14 protein-coding genes are annotated in these 15,607 nt (G+C 74.0%); 12 read left to right on the top strand and 2 right to left on the bottom strand.

Annotated elements, in window-relative coordinates:
• Window positions 1-148: 148 nt before the first annotated feature.
• A complete protein-coding gene (locus tag ACI2K4_RS25165; RefSeq protein ID WP_404514678.1) occupies window positions 149-1,348 on the bottom strand; it encodes an MFS transporter in 1,200 nt (399 codons plus the stop codon).
• A gap of 303 nt (window positions 1,349-1,651) precedes the next feature.
• Here ACI2K4_RS25165 and ACI2K4_RS25160 point away from each other — a divergent pair, with 303 nt between their 5' ends.
• Genes ACI2K4_RS25160 through ACI2K4_RS25150 form a run of 3 tightly spaced genes read left to right on the top strand, consistent with a single transcriptional unit; the run spans window position 1,652 to window position 3,808 of the window.
• Window positions 1,652-2,128: a hypothetical protein gene (locus ACI2K4_RS25160; RefSeq protein WP_404514676.1), complete on the top strand. Its 477-nt coding sequence runs from the start codon at window positions 1,652-1,654 to the stop codon at window positions 2,126-2,128.
• Window positions 2,121-3,005 (top strand): alpha/beta fold hydrolase, encoded by an 885-nt coding sequence (locus ACI2K4_RS25155; RefSeq protein ID WP_404514674.1) that lies wholly within the window; start codon window positions 2,121-2,123, stop codon window positions 3,003-3,005. The genes ACI2K4_RS25160 and ACI2K4_RS25155 overlap by 8 nt, the downstream gene beginning before the upstream one ends.
• Window positions 3,006-3,028: 23 nt before the next feature.
• Complete coding sequence (locus ACI2K4_RS25150) at window positions 3,029-3,808, top strand: lysophospholipid acyltransferase family protein (protein ID WP_404514672.1); 780 nt, start codon at window positions 3,029-3,031, stop codon at window positions 3,806-3,808.
• A gap of 76 nt (window positions 3,809-3,884) precedes the next feature.
• On the opposite strand, the gene ACI2K4_RS25145 is transcribed toward ACI2K4_RS25150, so the two are convergent.
• Window positions 3,885-4,307 carry a VOC family protein gene (locus ACI2K4_RS25145; RefSeq protein WP_404514670.1) on the bottom strand — a complete coding sequence of 141 codons (423 nt, stop codon included), beginning with the start codon at window positions 4,305-4,307 and terminating at the stop codon, window positions 3,885-3,887.
• Between the two features lie 168 nt (window positions 4,308-4,475).
• Here ACI2K4_RS25145 and ACI2K4_RS25140 point away from each other — a divergent pair, with 168 nt between their 5' ends.
• From ACI2K4_RS25140 to hpnH, 9 genes are all read left to right on the top strand, one after another.
• A complete protein-coding gene (locus tag ACI2K4_RS25140) occupies window positions 4,476-5,852 on the top strand; it encodes a glycosyltransferase (protein WP_404514668.1) in 1,377 nt (458 codons plus the stop codon).
• Window positions 5,853-5,882: 30 nt separating this feature from the next.
• Window positions 5,883-6,725, top strand: a complete 843-nt coding sequence (locus ACI2K4_RS25135; RefSeq protein ID WP_404514666.1) for a DMT family transporter — start codon at window positions 5,883-5,885, stop codon at window positions 6,723-6,725.
• A 169-nt stretch (window positions 6,726-6,894) separates the two neighbouring features.
• Window positions 6,895-8,136, top strand: a complete 1,242-nt coding sequence (locus ACI2K4_RS25130) for a squalene/phytoene synthase family protein (protein WP_404514664.1) — start codon at window positions 6,895-6,897, stop codon at window positions 8,134-8,136.
• A complete protein-coding gene (locus tag ACI2K4_RS25125; RefSeq protein WP_404514662.1) occupies window positions 8,133-9,029 on the top strand; it encodes a phytoene/squalene synthase family protein in 897 nt (298 codons plus the stop codon). The genes ACI2K4_RS25130 and ACI2K4_RS25125 overlap by 4 nt, the downstream gene beginning before the upstream one ends.
• Window positions 9,026-10,375: a hydroxysqualene dehydroxylase HpnE gene (gene hpnE, locus ACI2K4_RS25120; protein ID WP_404514660.1), complete on the top strand. Its 1,350-nt coding sequence runs from the start codon at window positions 9,026-9,028 to the stop codon at window positions 10,373-10,375. The genes ACI2K4_RS25125 and hpnE overlap by 4 nt, the downstream gene beginning before the upstream one ends.
• Window positions 10,372-11,421 carry a polyprenyl synthetase family protein gene (locus ACI2K4_RS25115; protein ID WP_404514658.1) on the top strand — a complete coding sequence of 350 codons (1,050 nt, stop codon included), beginning with the start codon at window positions 10,372-10,374 and terminating at the stop codon, window positions 11,419-11,421. Before hpnE ends, ACI2K4_RS25115 begins: the two co-directional genes overlap by 4 nt.
• On the top strand, window positions 11,421-13,658 hold the full coding sequence (gene shc / locus ACI2K4_RS25110; RefSeq protein ID WP_404514656.1) for a squalene--hopene cyclase: 2,238 nt from the start codon (window positions 11,421-11,423) through the stop codon (window positions 13,656-13,658). The genes ACI2K4_RS25115 and shc overlap by 1 nt, the downstream gene beginning before the upstream one ends.
• Window positions 13,655-14,599 (top strand): hypothetical protein, encoded by a 945-nt coding sequence (locus ACI2K4_RS25105; protein ID WP_404514654.1) that lies wholly within the window; start codon window positions 13,655-13,657, stop codon window positions 14,597-14,599. Before shc ends, ACI2K4_RS25105 begins: the two co-directional genes overlap by 4 nt.
• Window positions 14,596-15,603, top strand: a complete 1,008-nt coding sequence (hpnH, locus tag ACI2K4_RS25100) for an adenosyl-hopene transferase HpnH (protein WP_404514652.1) — start codon at window positions 14,596-14,598, stop codon at window positions 15,601-15,603. The genes ACI2K4_RS25105 and hpnH overlap by 4 nt, the downstream gene beginning before the upstream one ends.
• The last annotated feature ends 4 nt before the right edge of the window (window positions 15,604-15,607 follow it).

Below are 15,607 nucleotides of genomic sequence, written 5' to 3'. Positions count from 1 at the left end.
CGTACGCCGCGCGCGTGTCGTGCCCGTACTCGAAGGATCGTCCGCCCGGGTCGCCGGCACATCACCCGAAGCAGGTGAAGCGGCCGGGTCGGCGGGCGTCCCGAGCCCCGGGATCGCCCGTACCTACCCCGACCCGGAGCCGGCCGGGTCAGGCGGTGACCGGCCGGTTCCGGGTGCTGCCCAGCAACACCAGGCCGCTGGCCGTCGCGGCGGCGAGCGGGGCGAGCACGAAGCCGACCGGCACCTGCCCGGCCGCGTCCAGCAGGGCACCGTTGGCCGCCGCGCCCACGGCGCTGCCGACCGAGAAGGCGGTGGCCGCCCAGGCGAACGCCTCGGCCACCGTGCCGGGCGGCGCCACCTCGTCGATCGCGACAAAGGCGATGGTGAGCAGGGGCGGCAGGGCGAGCCCGCTGACCGCCATCAGCACCAGCATCGCGGGTGGGGCCGGGGTGAGCAGCAGGGGCAGGTAACCGGCGGCGAAGACCGCGATCGCCCGGGGCAGGGTGGCGTGCCGGCGCAGGCCGCCGAAGCGTACGTAGAGCAGGCCGCCGACCAGCGCCCCGGTGGCCTGGGCGGCGAGCAGCCAACCGGCCCACGAACGGGCTCCGGCCGCCTCGGCGTAACCGGTGGCGGCGACCGTCACGCTGCCCACCCCGGCGCCGACGAGCAGCAGCGCGCCGAGGACCAGCCGCAGTCGACCGGCGCGCAGCGGCCCGGCCCAGTGACGTACCGCCGATTCGCCGCGCCAGCGACGGACCGCGCCGGTGGTGGCGAACCAGGCCGTGCCGGCGGCCTGGAAGAGCGCGGCGGCGAGCAGCCCGCCGGTCGGGCCGACCAGGCCAACCGAGGCGAGGGTGACCACCGGACCGAGGACGAAGATCGCCTCTTGGACCGCGATGTCCAGGGTGTACGCGGTCTGCACCTGGTGCGCGGGGAGCAGGTCACGCCAGAGCACCCGCAGGCACGACTCGAACGGCGGTGCGCCCGCTCCGGCGAGCACCGAGGCGGCGACCGTGACGGGCAGGTTGACGTGCACGGCGACCAGCGCGAATCCGAGGCTGGAGGCGACCATCGACAGCCAGAGCACCGGCGGCTGGCGCCAACGGTCGGCGCGTCGGGCGAGCATCGGCTGACCCACGGCCATGCCGGCCGTGTAGGCGCCGACCAGCAGCCCGGCCACGGTCAGGGTCATGGTCTCGCGGGCGAAGATCAGCAGCGCGAGTGGTGCCGCGCCGAGCGGGATCCGGCCGAGCAGGCTAGCGGCCAGCACCCGGGCGGTCTGTGGTGCGCGCAGTACGGCCAGCGCCGAGCTGTTCTCGGCGGCGGGTACGGACGGGTTCTCGGACATGGGGAAGCGCTCCCGAACTGAGGGAAGGGACCGGACGGCGATCGGTTCGGGGCGCCGGTCAGGGAGCGAAGTCCGCGCGTTCGTGGTCGTTGCCGTAGAGCGGCAGATCGGGCGTGATCCAGCGCCGGTACGCGGCGGCGGTTGCCTCGAGCGGGATCACGTCCGTAACTGTATCGGCTGCACGGCCCCCGAATCCGGCCTGCCCGCGCCGCCGCGCCCGACTCGTCTACTTGACAGTCGCCGCCAAGTGCTTGACAGTGATTGTCAAGCACTTGCTCCTGGGTCGCGCGAAGGGGAGGCACCGTGGCACCACCGGATCGGACCGAACTCGCGGAGCAGCTCGTCCGGCTGCTCGACATCCGGCTGCTCGACCCGCTGGAGATCCTGCTCGACGGTGACGACACCGTGGACGCGCTGCGTACCGTGGTCCGGGTCAGGGCCGCGACCTGGGCGGACCGGGTCGTCCTCGGCGACGACCGGCAGGCGGTCGGCGTGATCATGAGGGTGGTCTCGACGCTCTACCCCGGAGACGGCCCGTTCGATCCGCCGCTCGACTGGTGGCGTGGCCCGCTCGGGCGGGCGGTGGCCTGGCGGGTCGGCCACCCCACCGCGCCCGCCGTGTCGTACGCGGTGGCCGGGGCGATGCTCGGCATCACCCGGCAGGGCGTACACGACCTGGTCAGTCGAGGTCGGCTGGCCCGCCACCCGGATGGCGGAGTGGTGCCCGGGTCGGTCCGCGACCGGCTGCACCAACTCGATCGGGAGGCCCGCCATGGGTGACCTGACGGTGGCCGGTGCCGGCGTCCCGATCGCGGTACGCGACCTCGGCGGCCCCGGCTCGCCGGTGAGCCCGGCACCAGCGGCGAGCCCGGCGCCGGTGCGGTCGGCGACAGCGGCGCCGGTGCTGCTGCTGCACGGCGCGGGCGGCGAACTCGCCCAGATGGAGGCGCTCGCCGAGGGACTGCGGCCGGATCACCGCGTGCTGAGCGTGGACCTGCGTGGCCACGGCCGTTCCGGCGACGGGCCGTGGACCATGGCGGCGGTCCTCGCCGACATCGACGCGGTGGTCGGCGAACTCGCCCTCGGGGCGCCCGCGATCGTCGGCTGGTCGCTCGGCGGGATGGTCGCGACCGAGTGGGCGCGGCGGCATCCCGAGTGTCCGGGCGCGGTGAGCCTGGACGGGGTGCCGGCACCCGTACGCCCGGAGCAGCTCGCCGGCATGGCGCCCGAGCGCGCGGACGCCGAGCTGACCCGGTTGCACGCCGCGTTCACCGCGATGACCGCGCCGGGTGCCGGTGGGCCAGCGCGTCCCGGCCCAGGGACGGTGGCGGACATTCGCCTGGCGATGAACTCGTTCGACCTGGCCCCGGCGCTGCGGGCGACCCGTTGCCCGCTGCTGCTGGTGCTGGCGACCGAGGACCTGCCGGTCCACGAGCCGTTCCGGGAGCTGTACGCGGCCTACCGGCTGGGCACCTCGGCGCGGGTCGCCGAGGCGGCCGGGGTCACCCCGTGGCTGCGGGTGGTCGAGCTGGCCGGAGCCGACCACGCCATGGTCGTCCGGCAACCGGCCCGGGTCGCGGCGCTGGTCAGGGCGTGGCTCGCCGACCCATCCGCCGAACGGCCGGGCGACCCGACCGGGCCGTGGGTTACCCGATGATGTGGTCCGGGTAACGTTTGACGATGCCAGAACTCGTGTACCCACCCGTCATCGCGACCGCCAAGACGCTGTTCCGCGTGCTCGACCTGCGGCTGCGGGTGGAGGGTGGGCACCATGTGCCCCGCTCCGGTGGCGCCGTGATGGCCAGCAACCACATCAGCTACCTGGATTTCATCTTCTGTGGATTCGGCGCCCAGCAGTCCCGCCGACTGGTCCGGTTCATGGCCAAGCAGGAGGTCTTCACCAACCGGTACGCCGGCCCGCTGATGCGCGGCATGCGGCACATCCCGGTCGACCGCCGCAACGGCGCCGGCTCGTACGCGACCGCGGTCAGCGCCCTGCGCGCGGGTGAGGTGGTCGGGGTGTTCCCGGAGGCGACGATCAGCCGCTCGTTCACCCTCAAGGGGACGAAGAGCGGGGTGGCCCGGATGGCCGACACGGCCGGCGTACCGGTGCTGCCGGTGGCGCTCTGGGGCACCCAGCGACTCTGGACCAAGGGCCGCCCGAAGACCCTGACCCGACGGCACACCCCGATCACCGTGCTGATCGGCGAGCCGCTGGCCCCGGCCGACTTCGGCACCTCGGGCGCGCTGATGGGGGAGCTGCGTCGACAGCTCACCACCCTGATCGACCGGGCCCAGCGGGAGTACCCGGACCAGCCGGACGGCCCGGAGGACACCTGGTGGCAGCCGGCCCACCTCGGCGGTTCGGCGCCCACCCCGGAGCAGGCGGCCGAACTCGACGGGGAGGCCCGCCCGGTCCGGCGGCCCAAGGCCGACCTGGTGGGCGAGGCCGAGCGCTGACCGCCGCCGAGGGGCACGGTGGGTCAGCAGGACGTGGCGCCGGTACGCGGCCGGGTCGGTCGGGCGCGGCTCCAGGTCAGTCCTGCGCGGCGGTACGCGGCTGGATCGCGGCGGTACGCGGCTCGATCAGGTCCCAGCGGTTGCCGTACAGGTCCTCGAAGACGGCGACGGAGCCGTACGGCTCGTGCCGGGGCGGCTCGACGAACCGTACCCCCGAGGCGGTCATCCGTCGGTGGTCCCGGTCGAAGTCGTCGGTGTTGAGGAAGAGTGCCACCCGCCCGCCGGTCTGGTCGCCCACCCGGGCGGCCTGTTCCGGGTTTCCGGCCCGGGCCAGCAGCAGCGCGGTCTCGGTCGATCCCGGTGGGGCGACCACCACCCAGCGGACGCCGCCGCCGCGTGGGGTGTCCTCGACCAGCGTGAAACCGACCCGGTCGACGTAGAAGGCGATCGCCTCGTCATAGTCGCGCACGACGAGGGTAACCAGTCCGAGATGGGGCATCCCACCATGATCGCCGCTGGTCCGACCGGCCCGGTCGCGGGGGCGGTCGGCTCCGGCCCGGCAGGCTCGGCGGCGGGGGCGACGGGCAGGTGACCCGCTCCGGGTGAGATATCCGGGCCGGATGCGGATTCCGAGGATTCTTCGTACCCGGACTGGGTAGATGGTCAAATGCGATTGATTCGCGGGTGGCGCGAGGCGCGCCCGGCGGCCAAGCCGCACGGCGGGGCGCCGAGGCCGGCGGCGTGGGACCCGTACGCGCGGGCGGGGATCCCGTCCGGGCGACGGCGGGTGGCGCCAGAGCGGCCGGCGCGAGTGTTGATCGTTTCGGCCAGTGCCGGCGCCGGGCACGAGGGGGCCAGTCGCGAGCTGGAGCAGCGGCTCCGGGCGCGGGGATTCCAGGTCGACTGCCGTGATTTGGCGGATATCTTCCCGTACGGGCTCGGCAAGCTGCTCCGTGGCACCTACCACGGGATGCTGAGCCGCTTTCCGTGGATCTACGGATCGTTGTTCGCCATCGGCTGTGGCTTCGCCGGTGCCGGTCCGATCACCCGGGCACTGCTGCGTCCGGTACGCCCGCAGGTCCGGAAGCTGGTCGGTCCGGAGACCCGGGCGGTCGTCTCGACCTACCCGATCGCCACCCAACTGCTCGGGCCGTTGCGGCGCAGGGGGCAGTTGGACGTACCCGTGATCACCTATCTGACCGACTTCGCGGTCAACCCGCTCTGGGTCTCGCCCGGCGTCGACGTCTACTGCGCGGCGCACCCGAGCACCCGGGCCCAGGCCGGCGCGCTCGGCGCGAGCGAGGTGCGGGTGGTCGGCCGGCTGGTCTCGGCGGGCTTCGGCCCCGGCACGGAGCAGGCTCGCCGGGACGCCCGGGAGCGTTTCGGCCTGCCGGCGCAGGGGCGGCTCGCGCTCCTGGTCGCCGGTTCCTGGGGGGTGGGCGAGGTGGCGAAGACCGCCGCCGAGATCGCCCGGACCGGGGTCGCCGTACCGGTGGTGGTCTGCGGGCACAACGAGGCGCTCTACCGCCGGCTGCGGCGCCAGCGCACGGCGTACGTCTTCGGCTGGGTCGACGACATGCCGGCGCTGCTGCGCGCCGCCGACGTACTGGTGGAGAACGCGGGCGGGCTGACCGCGCTGGAGGCGATGGCGAGCGGACTGCCGGTAGCCACCTACCGGCCGATCCCCGGCCACGGCCGGGCGAACGCGGTCACCATGGCGGAGGCCGGGATGGTCACCTGGGTACGTCACCCGGACGAACTGGGACCGGCCCTGCTGGCGCTGACCGAGGGCGTACGCGGGCGGCGCCAGCGCGAGGCGGGCCTGGCGCTGTTCCGCGCCGACCCGGCGGAGGTGATCGCCGACCTGGCCCGGGGTACGGGCGTGCGGCCGAATCCGGCGCCGAAGCCGTCGGCGCTGACCCAGGGTCGGCGAGGTCGCCGGGCCCGCCGGGCCGGCGTGCTGGTCTGCCTCGCGGTCGCCGCGCTCAACTGGTACGCACACCACCACGCCCAGCAGCCCACCCCGCCGGGACGGCGCCGGTGAGGCCGGGCCCGCGCCAAGCGGGCTGACCCGGTGCTGCTCCTCGCGGTCCTGTTGGGCCTCGCCTCGGCGCTGTTCTTCGCGTTCAGTTCCGCGCTCGAACAGCATGCCGCCAAGCAGGAGCAGCAGACCAGGGCCGGGGACCCGAGGTTACTGATCCGGCTGCTGCACCGGCCGCTCTGGCTCTTCGGCGGTATCCCGGACGCGATCGGCACCGGGTTGCAGGCGGTCGCCCTGCGCTTCGGGCCGCTGGCGCTGGTCGAACCGCTGCTGATGACCGGGCTGTTCATGGCGATCCCGCTGGAGGCGGCGCTGGAGAAGCGCCGGCCACACGCCAAGGACCTGATCCTCGCCGGGATCGCGATCATCGGACTGGCCGCCTTCCTGGTCGCCGCGAATCCACGGGCCGGCGTGGAGCAGCCGTCGACCCTGGCCTGGCTCGGCGTCGGCGCGGGGGCCGGTGGGCTGATCGCAATCTGCCTGCTCGCCGCCTGGCGGGCCCGGGACGCGCACCGGGGCACCCTGCTCGGCATCGCCACCGGGGTGCTGTACGCGGTCGCCGCGGCGCTGCTCAAGACCATCAGCGAGGACCTCACCAGTCGCCCCTGGACCCTGCTGGCCGACTGGCACCTGTACGCGCTGATCGTGGTCGGGGCGGCGGCGCTGGTTCTGAACCAGAACGCGTACCAGAGCGGGCCGATCGCCGCCCCGCTGACCGCGATCACGTTGCTCGACCCGTTCGGTGGAGTAGTCATCGGAGTAACCGCGTTCCACGAGACGCTCTCCACCGACGGCCCGCGCCTGCTGATCGAAATCGTCGGGGTGATTCTCATGATCGTCGGGATTTCGCTGGCCAGCACCACCCGGTCGAAGTAACCCGGCCCGCTCGGAACCTGAAACAGACTTCGCCGGCCTCACCGTCCAGGCGGGTGAAGTTGGGTACGCTCAGTCACGACTACTTAGCGCGAGTGATGGGTCACTGACATCTGGTGCGGCGGTCCGGCCGGCTCGCGTCGACAGGTGGACTCTGCGCGAGAGGCTGCATGTGCTCGAACTGACCGGCAACGTCTCCAGCCAGCCGCCCGGGGATCCAACCCAGCCGCCCGGGGATCCGACCCAGCCCTCCGGGGATCCGACCCAGGCGTCCGGGGACCCGGCCGCGCTGCGGCGGATTCCACAGACCGCGCTCTCCGGCGAGAACTTCCCGGTCGCCCTCCGGATCCTGCCCGGAGCCACCCGCCGACACCTGCTGGCGCTCTACGGTTACGCGCGCTACGTGGACGACCTGGGCGACGAGCCCGTCCAGCGCGCGCACCCCGGAACGGCCCCGGCCCCGGATGACGAGTCCGCCCAGCGCGCGCACCCCGGAACGGCCCCGGCCCTGCGCGACGGTCCTGGCCAGCCTCCCGCCGCTGAACCCGCGCTCGACCCGTTCAGCGAGCCCGCCACCGACCCGCCCGGCCGCCCACCGCGCGACCCGAGCAGCCAACCCGCGCTCGACCCGTTCGACGATCCCGCGACCGACCCGAGCAGCGACCCGGCCCGTGACCCGGGTAGCGCGCCGGCCCGCGACCCGGTCAACCCGGACCCCTTCGACGACCCACGGAGCCGGTCGGCGGTGCTGCGCCGGTTCGAGGACGAACTGCGGGCCGTCTACGACGGACGGCCGCCGACCCACCCGGTGCTGGTGGCGCTCGCCCCGACCATCGCCGACCGGCGGCTGCCGCTCGAGCCGCTGCGCCGGCTCATCGCGGCCAACCAGCGTGACCAGGTGGTGCACCGGTACGAGAGCTACGCCGACCTGGTCGACTACTGTCACCTCTCCGCCGACCCGGTCGGGGAACTGGTGCTGCACGTCTTCGAGGCCCAGTCGGCCCGGCGGATCGCCCTGTCCAACCACGTCTGTACCGCGCTCCAGGTGATCGAACACCTCCAGGACGTGGCCGAGGACTACTCCCGGGGCCGGATCTACCTACCCCGGGAGGACCTGGACCGGTACGGTGTCGCCCCGTCCGAACTGGCCGCGCCGTACGCGAGTCCGGGGTTGCGGGCGGTGATCCGGCTCCAGGCGGAACGGGCCGGCGCCGCCCTGGACGCCGGTGCGCCGCTGGTCGGCGACCTGCACGGCTGGGCCCGGCTGGCGGTCGCCGGATACCTCGCCGGTGGCCGGGCGGCGCTGGCCGCGCTCGCCCGGTCCGACCACGACCCGCTGGTCCGGGTGCCCCGACCGACTCGGGCCGGGACCGCGGGACAGTGGCTGCGGACCCTGATCGCGAGGCCGACATGACCGCCCAGGGCCGGTCCGCCGGGCTCTCCGAACTGGACCTGGCCTACCGGGAGTGCGAACGGATCACGCGTACCCAGGCGCGCAACTTCTCGTACGGCATCCGTCTGCTCCGGCCGGCGCGGCGCGGCGCGCTCTGCGCCGTCTACGCGGTCGCCCGGCGGATCGACGACATCGGCGACGGCGACCTGCCCGCCACGGCGAAGCTGGCCCGGCTGGACCAGGTACGGGCCGCGCTGCACCAACTCCCCGAGGCCGGTGGTGACCCGGTGCTGCTCGCCCTCGCCGACGCGGGTGGCCGGCTGCCGATCCCGATCGAGGCGCTGGACGAACTGGTCGACGGCTGCGTGGCCGACGTCCGGGGCAACAGCTACGACACCTTCGACGACCTGGTCGGCTACTGCCGGCAGGTGGCCGGCTCGATCGGTCGGCTCTCGCTCGGTGTCTTCGACCTCCGGCCTACCGTGCCGCGTACGGTCGCCAGCGATCTCGCCGACACGCTCGGCATCGGGCTCCAACTCACCAACATCCTGCGCGACATCGTCGAGGACCGGCAGGACGGCCGGGTCTACCTGCCCCGGGCCGACCTGGACCGGTTCGGCTGCACGCTCGACCCCGGTGTCGACGGCGGGCTCGCCGACCCGCCGGAGCGGCTCGCCGAACTCGTCCGGTGGCAGGCCCAGCGGGCCGAGCGCTACTACCGCACCGGGCTGCGGCTGCTGCCACTGCTGGACCGGCGCAGTGCCGCCTGCGTCGCCGCGATGGCCGGCATCTACCACCGGCTGCTGGCCCGGATCGTGGCCGACCCGCTGGCCGTCACCCGGCGCCGGGTCTCGCTGCCCGGCTGGCAGAAGGCGTACGTCGCGGCTCGGGCGATGACCCGGAGCAGTACGTGAACGGCGAGCGGGTCGTGGTCGTCGGGGGCGGCCTGGCCGGCATCACCGCCGCACTGCGCCTGGTCGACGCCGGGGTGGGGGTCACCCTGCTCGAAGCCCGGCCGGAGCTGGGTGGCGCCACCTACTCGTTCCGCCGGGGCGACCTGCTGGTCGACACCGGTCAGCACGTCTTCCTCCGCTGCTACCAGGAGTACCGGCAACTGCTCGACCGGCTCGGCACCACCGGAGACGCCCGGTTGCAGGACGTCTTCGCGGTGCCGATCCTGCGCGTCGGCGTACCGCCACACCTGCTCACCCGTACCCGGCGACTGCCGGCGCCGGCACACCTGCTGCCGGCCCTGATCAACTACCGGCCGCTGCGGGTCGGGCAGCGGATCGCCGCGATCCGGGGGGCGGCGGCGCTGCGCGGCGTCGACCCGGACGACCCGGCCAACGACGAGGTCAGCTTCGGTGACTGGCTGACCCGGCACGGGCAGGACGCGCCGACCGTACGCCGGTTGTGGGAGCTGATCTGCGTCGCGGCGCTGAACGCGCCCCCGCACCGGGCGTCGCTCGCGCTCGCCGCGCGGGTGTTCCGCACCGGCCTGCTGGACCGGGCCGACGCCGGTGACATCGGCCGTCCCACCGTGCCCCTGTCCGAACTGCACGGCGAGCCGGCGGCGGCGCTGTTGCGCCGCCACGGTGGCGAGGTCCGCACCGGGGTCAGGGTCCGTGGCATCACCCCGGACCGGGGCGGATTCCGGGTCGACACCGACCGGGTACGGATCACCGCCCCCGCCGTGGTGCTGGCCGTCCCGCACCCCCAGGCGACCCGGCTGGTGCCGGCCCAGGCGGCGCCGGACCGGGAGCGCTGGGCCGGGCTCGGCGCGGCACCCATCGTCAACGTGCACGTCCGCTACCGGCGGCGGGTCACCGACCTGGAGTTCGCCGCCGCCCTGGACAACCCGGTGCAGTGGGTCTTCGACCGGACCCCGGCCGGTGACACCGGCCAGTACCTGGTCACCTCGATCTCGGCGGCGGAACCGGTACTGCGGACGCCAGCCGCACAGTTGGGTCGCGACCAGCTCGCCGCGCTGGCCGATCTCTTCCCGGCGGCACGACGGACCCCGGTACGGGACGTCTTCGTGACCCGGGAGCCACGGGCGACCTTCCGGCAGGGGCCCGGCACCCGCCGGGACCGGCCCGCGTCGCGTACCCGGCTGCCCGGGTTGGCGCTGGCCGGCGCGTGGACCGACACCGGATGGCCGGACACGATGGAGGGCGCGGTACGCAGCGGCCGGCAGGCCGCCGACGTCGTGCTCGCCCATCTCGGGTCGAGATCGAGTACGACGGAGGCGCCGACATGACCATGACCTTGCCTGGCTTCCTGGCCGAGGTGGACACACTCGTGCAGCCCGAGATCCGGGCGGCGCTCGACCGGATCGACGAACGCACCCGGCTCACCGCCGGCTACCAGCTCGGCTACTGGGACGCCGACGGCCAGCCCACCACCCGGGGCGGTGGCAAGGGGCTGCGACCGGCCCTGGTGCTGCTCTCCGCGCGGGCCGCCGGCAAGACCGCCGAGGACGCGCTGCCCGGGGCGGTGGCGGTGGAACTCGTGCACAACTTCTCGCTGCTGCACGACGACGTGATCGACGGGGACGCGGAGCGGCGGCACCGGCCGACCGCGTGGGCGGCGTTCGGCGTCGGTCCGGCGATCCTGGCCGGTGACGCGATGCTCAGCCTCGCCGGGGACGTGCTCTCCGCGATGCCCGGCCACGGCGGCACCTGGGGGCTGCGCTACCTGAACGCGGCGGTCCGGCGGCTGATCGCCGGCCAGGCGGCCGACGTCGCCTTCGAGCACCGCGAGACGGTGACCCTGGACGAGTGCCTGACCATGGCCCGGGACAAGACCGCCGCGTTGCTCTCCTGCTCGGCCACCCTCGGCGCGGTGCTCTGCGGCGGCCCGCCGGCCCTCACCCTCGGCCTGGCCCTCTACGGCGACCGGCTCGGCCTCGCCTTCCAGCTCGTCGACGACCTGCTCGGCATCTGGGGCGAACCGGCGGTCACCGGCAAGCCGGTCCTGGCCGACCTGGTGGCGCGGAAGAAGTCGGTGCCGGTGGTCCGGGCGCTCACCGCCGGTGGCACCGCCAGCGAGCAGCTCCGCGAGCTGTACGCCACCCCGGGTGAACTCTCCGGCCCGGACCTGGCGCTGGCCGCCGCCCTGATCGAGGAGACCGGGGCCCGGGACTGGACCGAGAAGGAGGCCGACCGGCTGCTCACCGAGGCGCTCGCCGAGCTGGACCGGCTGACCGAGATCGGCGCGACCGGTGGCCCGGACGCGAACGCGCTGGCCACCGTACACCGGGAACTGGTGGAGATCGCCCGGTTCATGACCGGCCGGGACCATTGATGGCCACCGAGCCCGGGACCGGGCCGGCGGCCGGGTCACCGGCCGACCCGGTGGCCGATCCGTCGGTCGACCCGGTGGCTGGTTCGCGGCCGGACCGGGTGGCTGGTGCACGGCCGGACCCGGTGGCCGAGTCCCTGGTCGAGCCCGGCGTCGACGAGGTGGTCGAGCTCGGGGTGGCCCAGGCGGTCGACCTGGCGGTCGCGGAGGCGGTCGACTCGGCCGTGCTGCCGGACGCCACCGACCCCACCGACCTCGCCCCCGCACCGGCGACCGGCGACCGGCACCAGCGGGCGGTCGAGGCCCTGGACCGGGCCCGGCAGCACCTGCTCGCCAGCCAGCATCCCGGCGGCTGGTGGCAGGGTGAACTGGCCACGAACGTGACGATGGAGGCCGAGGACCTGCTGATGCGGCAGTTCCTCGGCATCCGTACCGAGGAGGAGACCGAGGCGACCGCCCGGTGGATCCGTGGCCAACAGCAGCCGGACGGGAGCTGGGCGAACTTCCACGGTGGACCCGGCGACCTCTCCACCACCATCGAGGCGTACGCGGCACTGCGGCTCGCCGGGGACCCGGTGGACGCCGAGCACCTGCGTACCGCCCGGGAGTTCGTGCTCGCCGGGGGTGGGATCGAGCAGAGCCGGGTCTTCACCCGGATCTGGCTGGCCCTGTTCGGGGAGTGGCCGTGGGACCGGGTGCCGGCGGTCCCGCCGGAGGTGGTGCTGCTCCCGTCCTGGATGCCGCTGAACATCTACGACTTCGCCTGCTGGGCCCGGCAGACCATCGTGCCGCTGTCGATCGTCCGCACCCTGCGTCCGGTACGCCCGCTCGGCTTCGCCCTGGACGAGCTGCGGACCGGCGTACGGCCGGTGCCGCCGACGTCGCTGCGCAGCCGGGCCGGCTGGTTCCACCGGCTGGACGGGGCGCTGCGCGGCTACGACCGGCACCCGCTGCGGGCGGTACGCCGCAACGCGTTGCGCCGGGCGGCCGAGTGGATCGTGGCCCGGCAGGAGGCGGACGGCTCCTGGGGCGGGATCCAACCGCCCTGGGTCTACTCGCTGATCGCGCTGCACCTGCTCGGTTACCCGCTCGACCACCCGGTGCTGAAGGCCGGGCTGGCCGGGCTGGACCGGTTCACCGTACGGGAGGAGAGCCCGGAGGGGGAGTTGCGCCGGTTGGAGGCGTGCCAGTCGCCGGTCTGGGACACCGCGCTGGCGGTGGTCGCCCTAGCCGACGCCGGCCTGCCGCCGGACCACCGGGCCCTGCGACGGGCGAACAGTTGGCTGCTCGACGAGGAGATCCGGGTCGGCGGCGACTGGCAGGTACGCCGTCCGGACCTGCCGCCGAGCGGCTGGGCGTTCGAGTTCGACAACGACGGTTACCCGGACACCGACGACACCGCCGAGGTGCTGCTGGCGTTGCGGCGCTCCGACGGCGACCCGCGTACGCCGGCCGCGCTGGAGCGGGGTGAGCAGTGGCTGCGTGGCATGCAGTCGCGGGACGGCGGCTGGGGCGCGTTCGACGCGGACAACACCCGTACGCTCGCCCGTGAGCTGCCGTTCTGCGACTTCGGCGAGGTGATCGACCCGCCCAGCGCGGACGTGACCGCACACGTGGTCGAGGCGCTCTGCGCGCGCGGTCCGTCCGACTCGGCCTCGGTCCGGCGCGGGGTGGCCTGGCTGCTGCGCGCCCAGGAGCGCGACGGTTCCTGGTTCGGCCGCTGGGGCGCCAACCACGTGTACGGCACCGGCGCCGTGGTGCCCGCGCTGGTCGCGGCGGGCCTGCCGACCGACGATCCGGTGCTGGTACGCGCGGTCGGTTGGCTGCACCGGGCCCAGAACCCGGACGGCGGCTGGGGCGAGGACATGCGCTCGTACCGGGACCGGTCCTGGCGCGGCCGGGGCGAGTCGACCGCGTCCCAGACCGCCTGGGCACTGCTGGCCCTGCACGCCACCGGCCACGGCGACGGTGAGCCGGCCCGGCGCGGCGTCGACTGGTTGGCCGCGACCCAGCGCGCGGACGGGAGCTGGGACGAGCCCCAGTACACCGGCACCGGGTTCCCGGGTGACTTCTACATCAACTACCACCTGTACCGGCTGGTCTTCCCGGTCACCGCACTCGGTCGAATCCTGACCGACACTCCCGACGGCACGAGCGCCGGTGCCGCTGCCGGTGCCGACGGCGACGTGGACGCGGGTGCGGATGTCGGCGTCGGCGCGGTCGCCGGGAGGCGCGGGTGACCGGACTCGGCGAACGGACCGAACCGGCCGGCGACTGGGTGCTCTTCGCCCCGATGCGGATGGAGGCCCGCGCACTGCGCCGTACCCTGCCGGCGGGCGTACCGCTGCGGCGTACCGGTCGCGGGTTGTCCCGGGCCACCCGGGCCGCCGCCGGCTACGGCGACACCTCCGCGCTCGCGGTCGCCGGCATCGCCGGTGGCCTGGACCCGGCGCTGCGTCCGGGCGACGTGGTGGTGGCCACCGAGGTACGCCGGGACGGCCGGACCGGTGACGAGCGGCTGCCCTGCCCGTCGGCGCCGATGCTCGCGGCGACGCTGCGTCGGCGGGGGCTCCGGGTCCACCTCGGGCCGGTGGTGAGCAGCGACCGGCTGGTCGACGGCGCCGACCGGGAACGGCTCGGCGCCACCGGCGCGCTCGCCGTCGACACCGAGTCGTCCGCGCTGCTCGCCGGTCCGGCGGAGCGGCCGACCGCGTGCGTACGGGTGATCGCCGACGTCTCGCCGGAACCGCTGTTCCGGGCCGCCACCCTGGGGCGGGTGGCCACCGCGCTGCGGGCCCTGGCCCGGGTCGGGCCGGGCCTCGCCGAGTGGGCCGAGGCGACCGCCGTGGAGCAGGTGGTGCTGGCCGCGCCCCGATCGTCGCGCGCCGACCTGGTGCTGGTGCTCGGCTCGGCCGACAGCTCCGACTCGATCCGGTTGGTCGAGGTGGCGCGGCGCGCCGGCACCCCGGCCCACCTGGTCGACGACGTCGGCGCGGTGGACCTGCGCTGGCTCGCCGGGGTCCGCGCGGTCGGTGTCACCGCGGGCACCTCGGCCCCACCGCACCTGGTGGAGCAGACGGTCGCGGCCCTCGTCGGACTGGGCGCGCGAGCCGTACGGGAACGCCCGACCAGTACGGAAGATGTGCACTTCACCCTGCCGAAGGAGATACGTCCGCGATGAGTATGCCGTTGCGTCAGAGCATCCGGGTCGGCCGCTACCTGATCGGTCAGAAGCTGCGCCGCAAGCAGTACTTCCCGCTGTTGGTGGAGTTGGAGCCACTGTTCGCCTGCAACCTCGCCTGCGCCGGCTGCGGCAAGATCCAGCACCCGGCCGACGTGCTCAAACGGCGGATGCCGGTGGAGCAGGCGGTCGGCGCGGTGGTGGAGTCCGGTGCGCCGATGGTCTCCATCGCCGGGGGCGAGCCGCTCATGCACCCACAGATCGACGTGATCGTCAACGAGTTGGTCAAGCGCCGCAAGTACGTCTTCCTCTGCACCAACGCGGCTCTGCTGATCAAGAAGCTGGACAAGTTCCGGCCGTCGCCGTACTTCTCGTTCGCGGTGCACATCGACGGGCTGAAGGATCGGCACGACGCCTCGGTCTGCAAGGAGGGCGTCTTCGACCAGGCGGTGGCGGCGGTGAAGGAGGCCAAGCGACGCGGCTTCCGGGTCACCAGCAACACCACGTTCTTCTCCACCGACACCCCGCAGACCGTGATCGAGGTGCTCGACTACCTCAACGACGACCTCGGGGTCGACCAGATGATGCTCTCCCCGGCGTACGCCTACGACAAGGCGCCGGACCAGGAGCACTTCCTCGGGGTGGAGGAGACCCGGTCGATGTTCCGCAAGGCGTTCGCGGACGGTCGGCGGCGCAGGTGGCGGCTGAACCACTCGCCGCTGTTCCTGGACTTCCTGGAGGGGAAGGTCGACTTCCCGTGCACCGCCTGGGCAATCCCGTCGTACTCGCTCTTCGGCTGGCAGCGCCCCTGCTACCTGATGAACGACGGTTACACCAAGACGTACAAGGAGCTGGTCGAGACCACCGACTGGTCGAGCTACGGTCGGGGCAAGGACCCCCGCTGCGCCAACTGCATGGCCCACTGCGGTTACGAGCCCACCGCCGTGCTGGCCACCATGAACTCCCTGACCCAGTCCATCCGGGCGCTGCGCTCGCAGAGCTGAGCGC

This window comes from Micromonospora sp. NPDC050397 (assembly GCF_044901685.1).
Classification (GTDB): domain Bacteria; phylum Actinomycetota; class Actinomycetes; order Mycobacteriales; family Micromonosporaceae; genus Micromonospora_G.
This window is presented reverse-complemented; position numbering and strand designations above follow the sequence as displayed.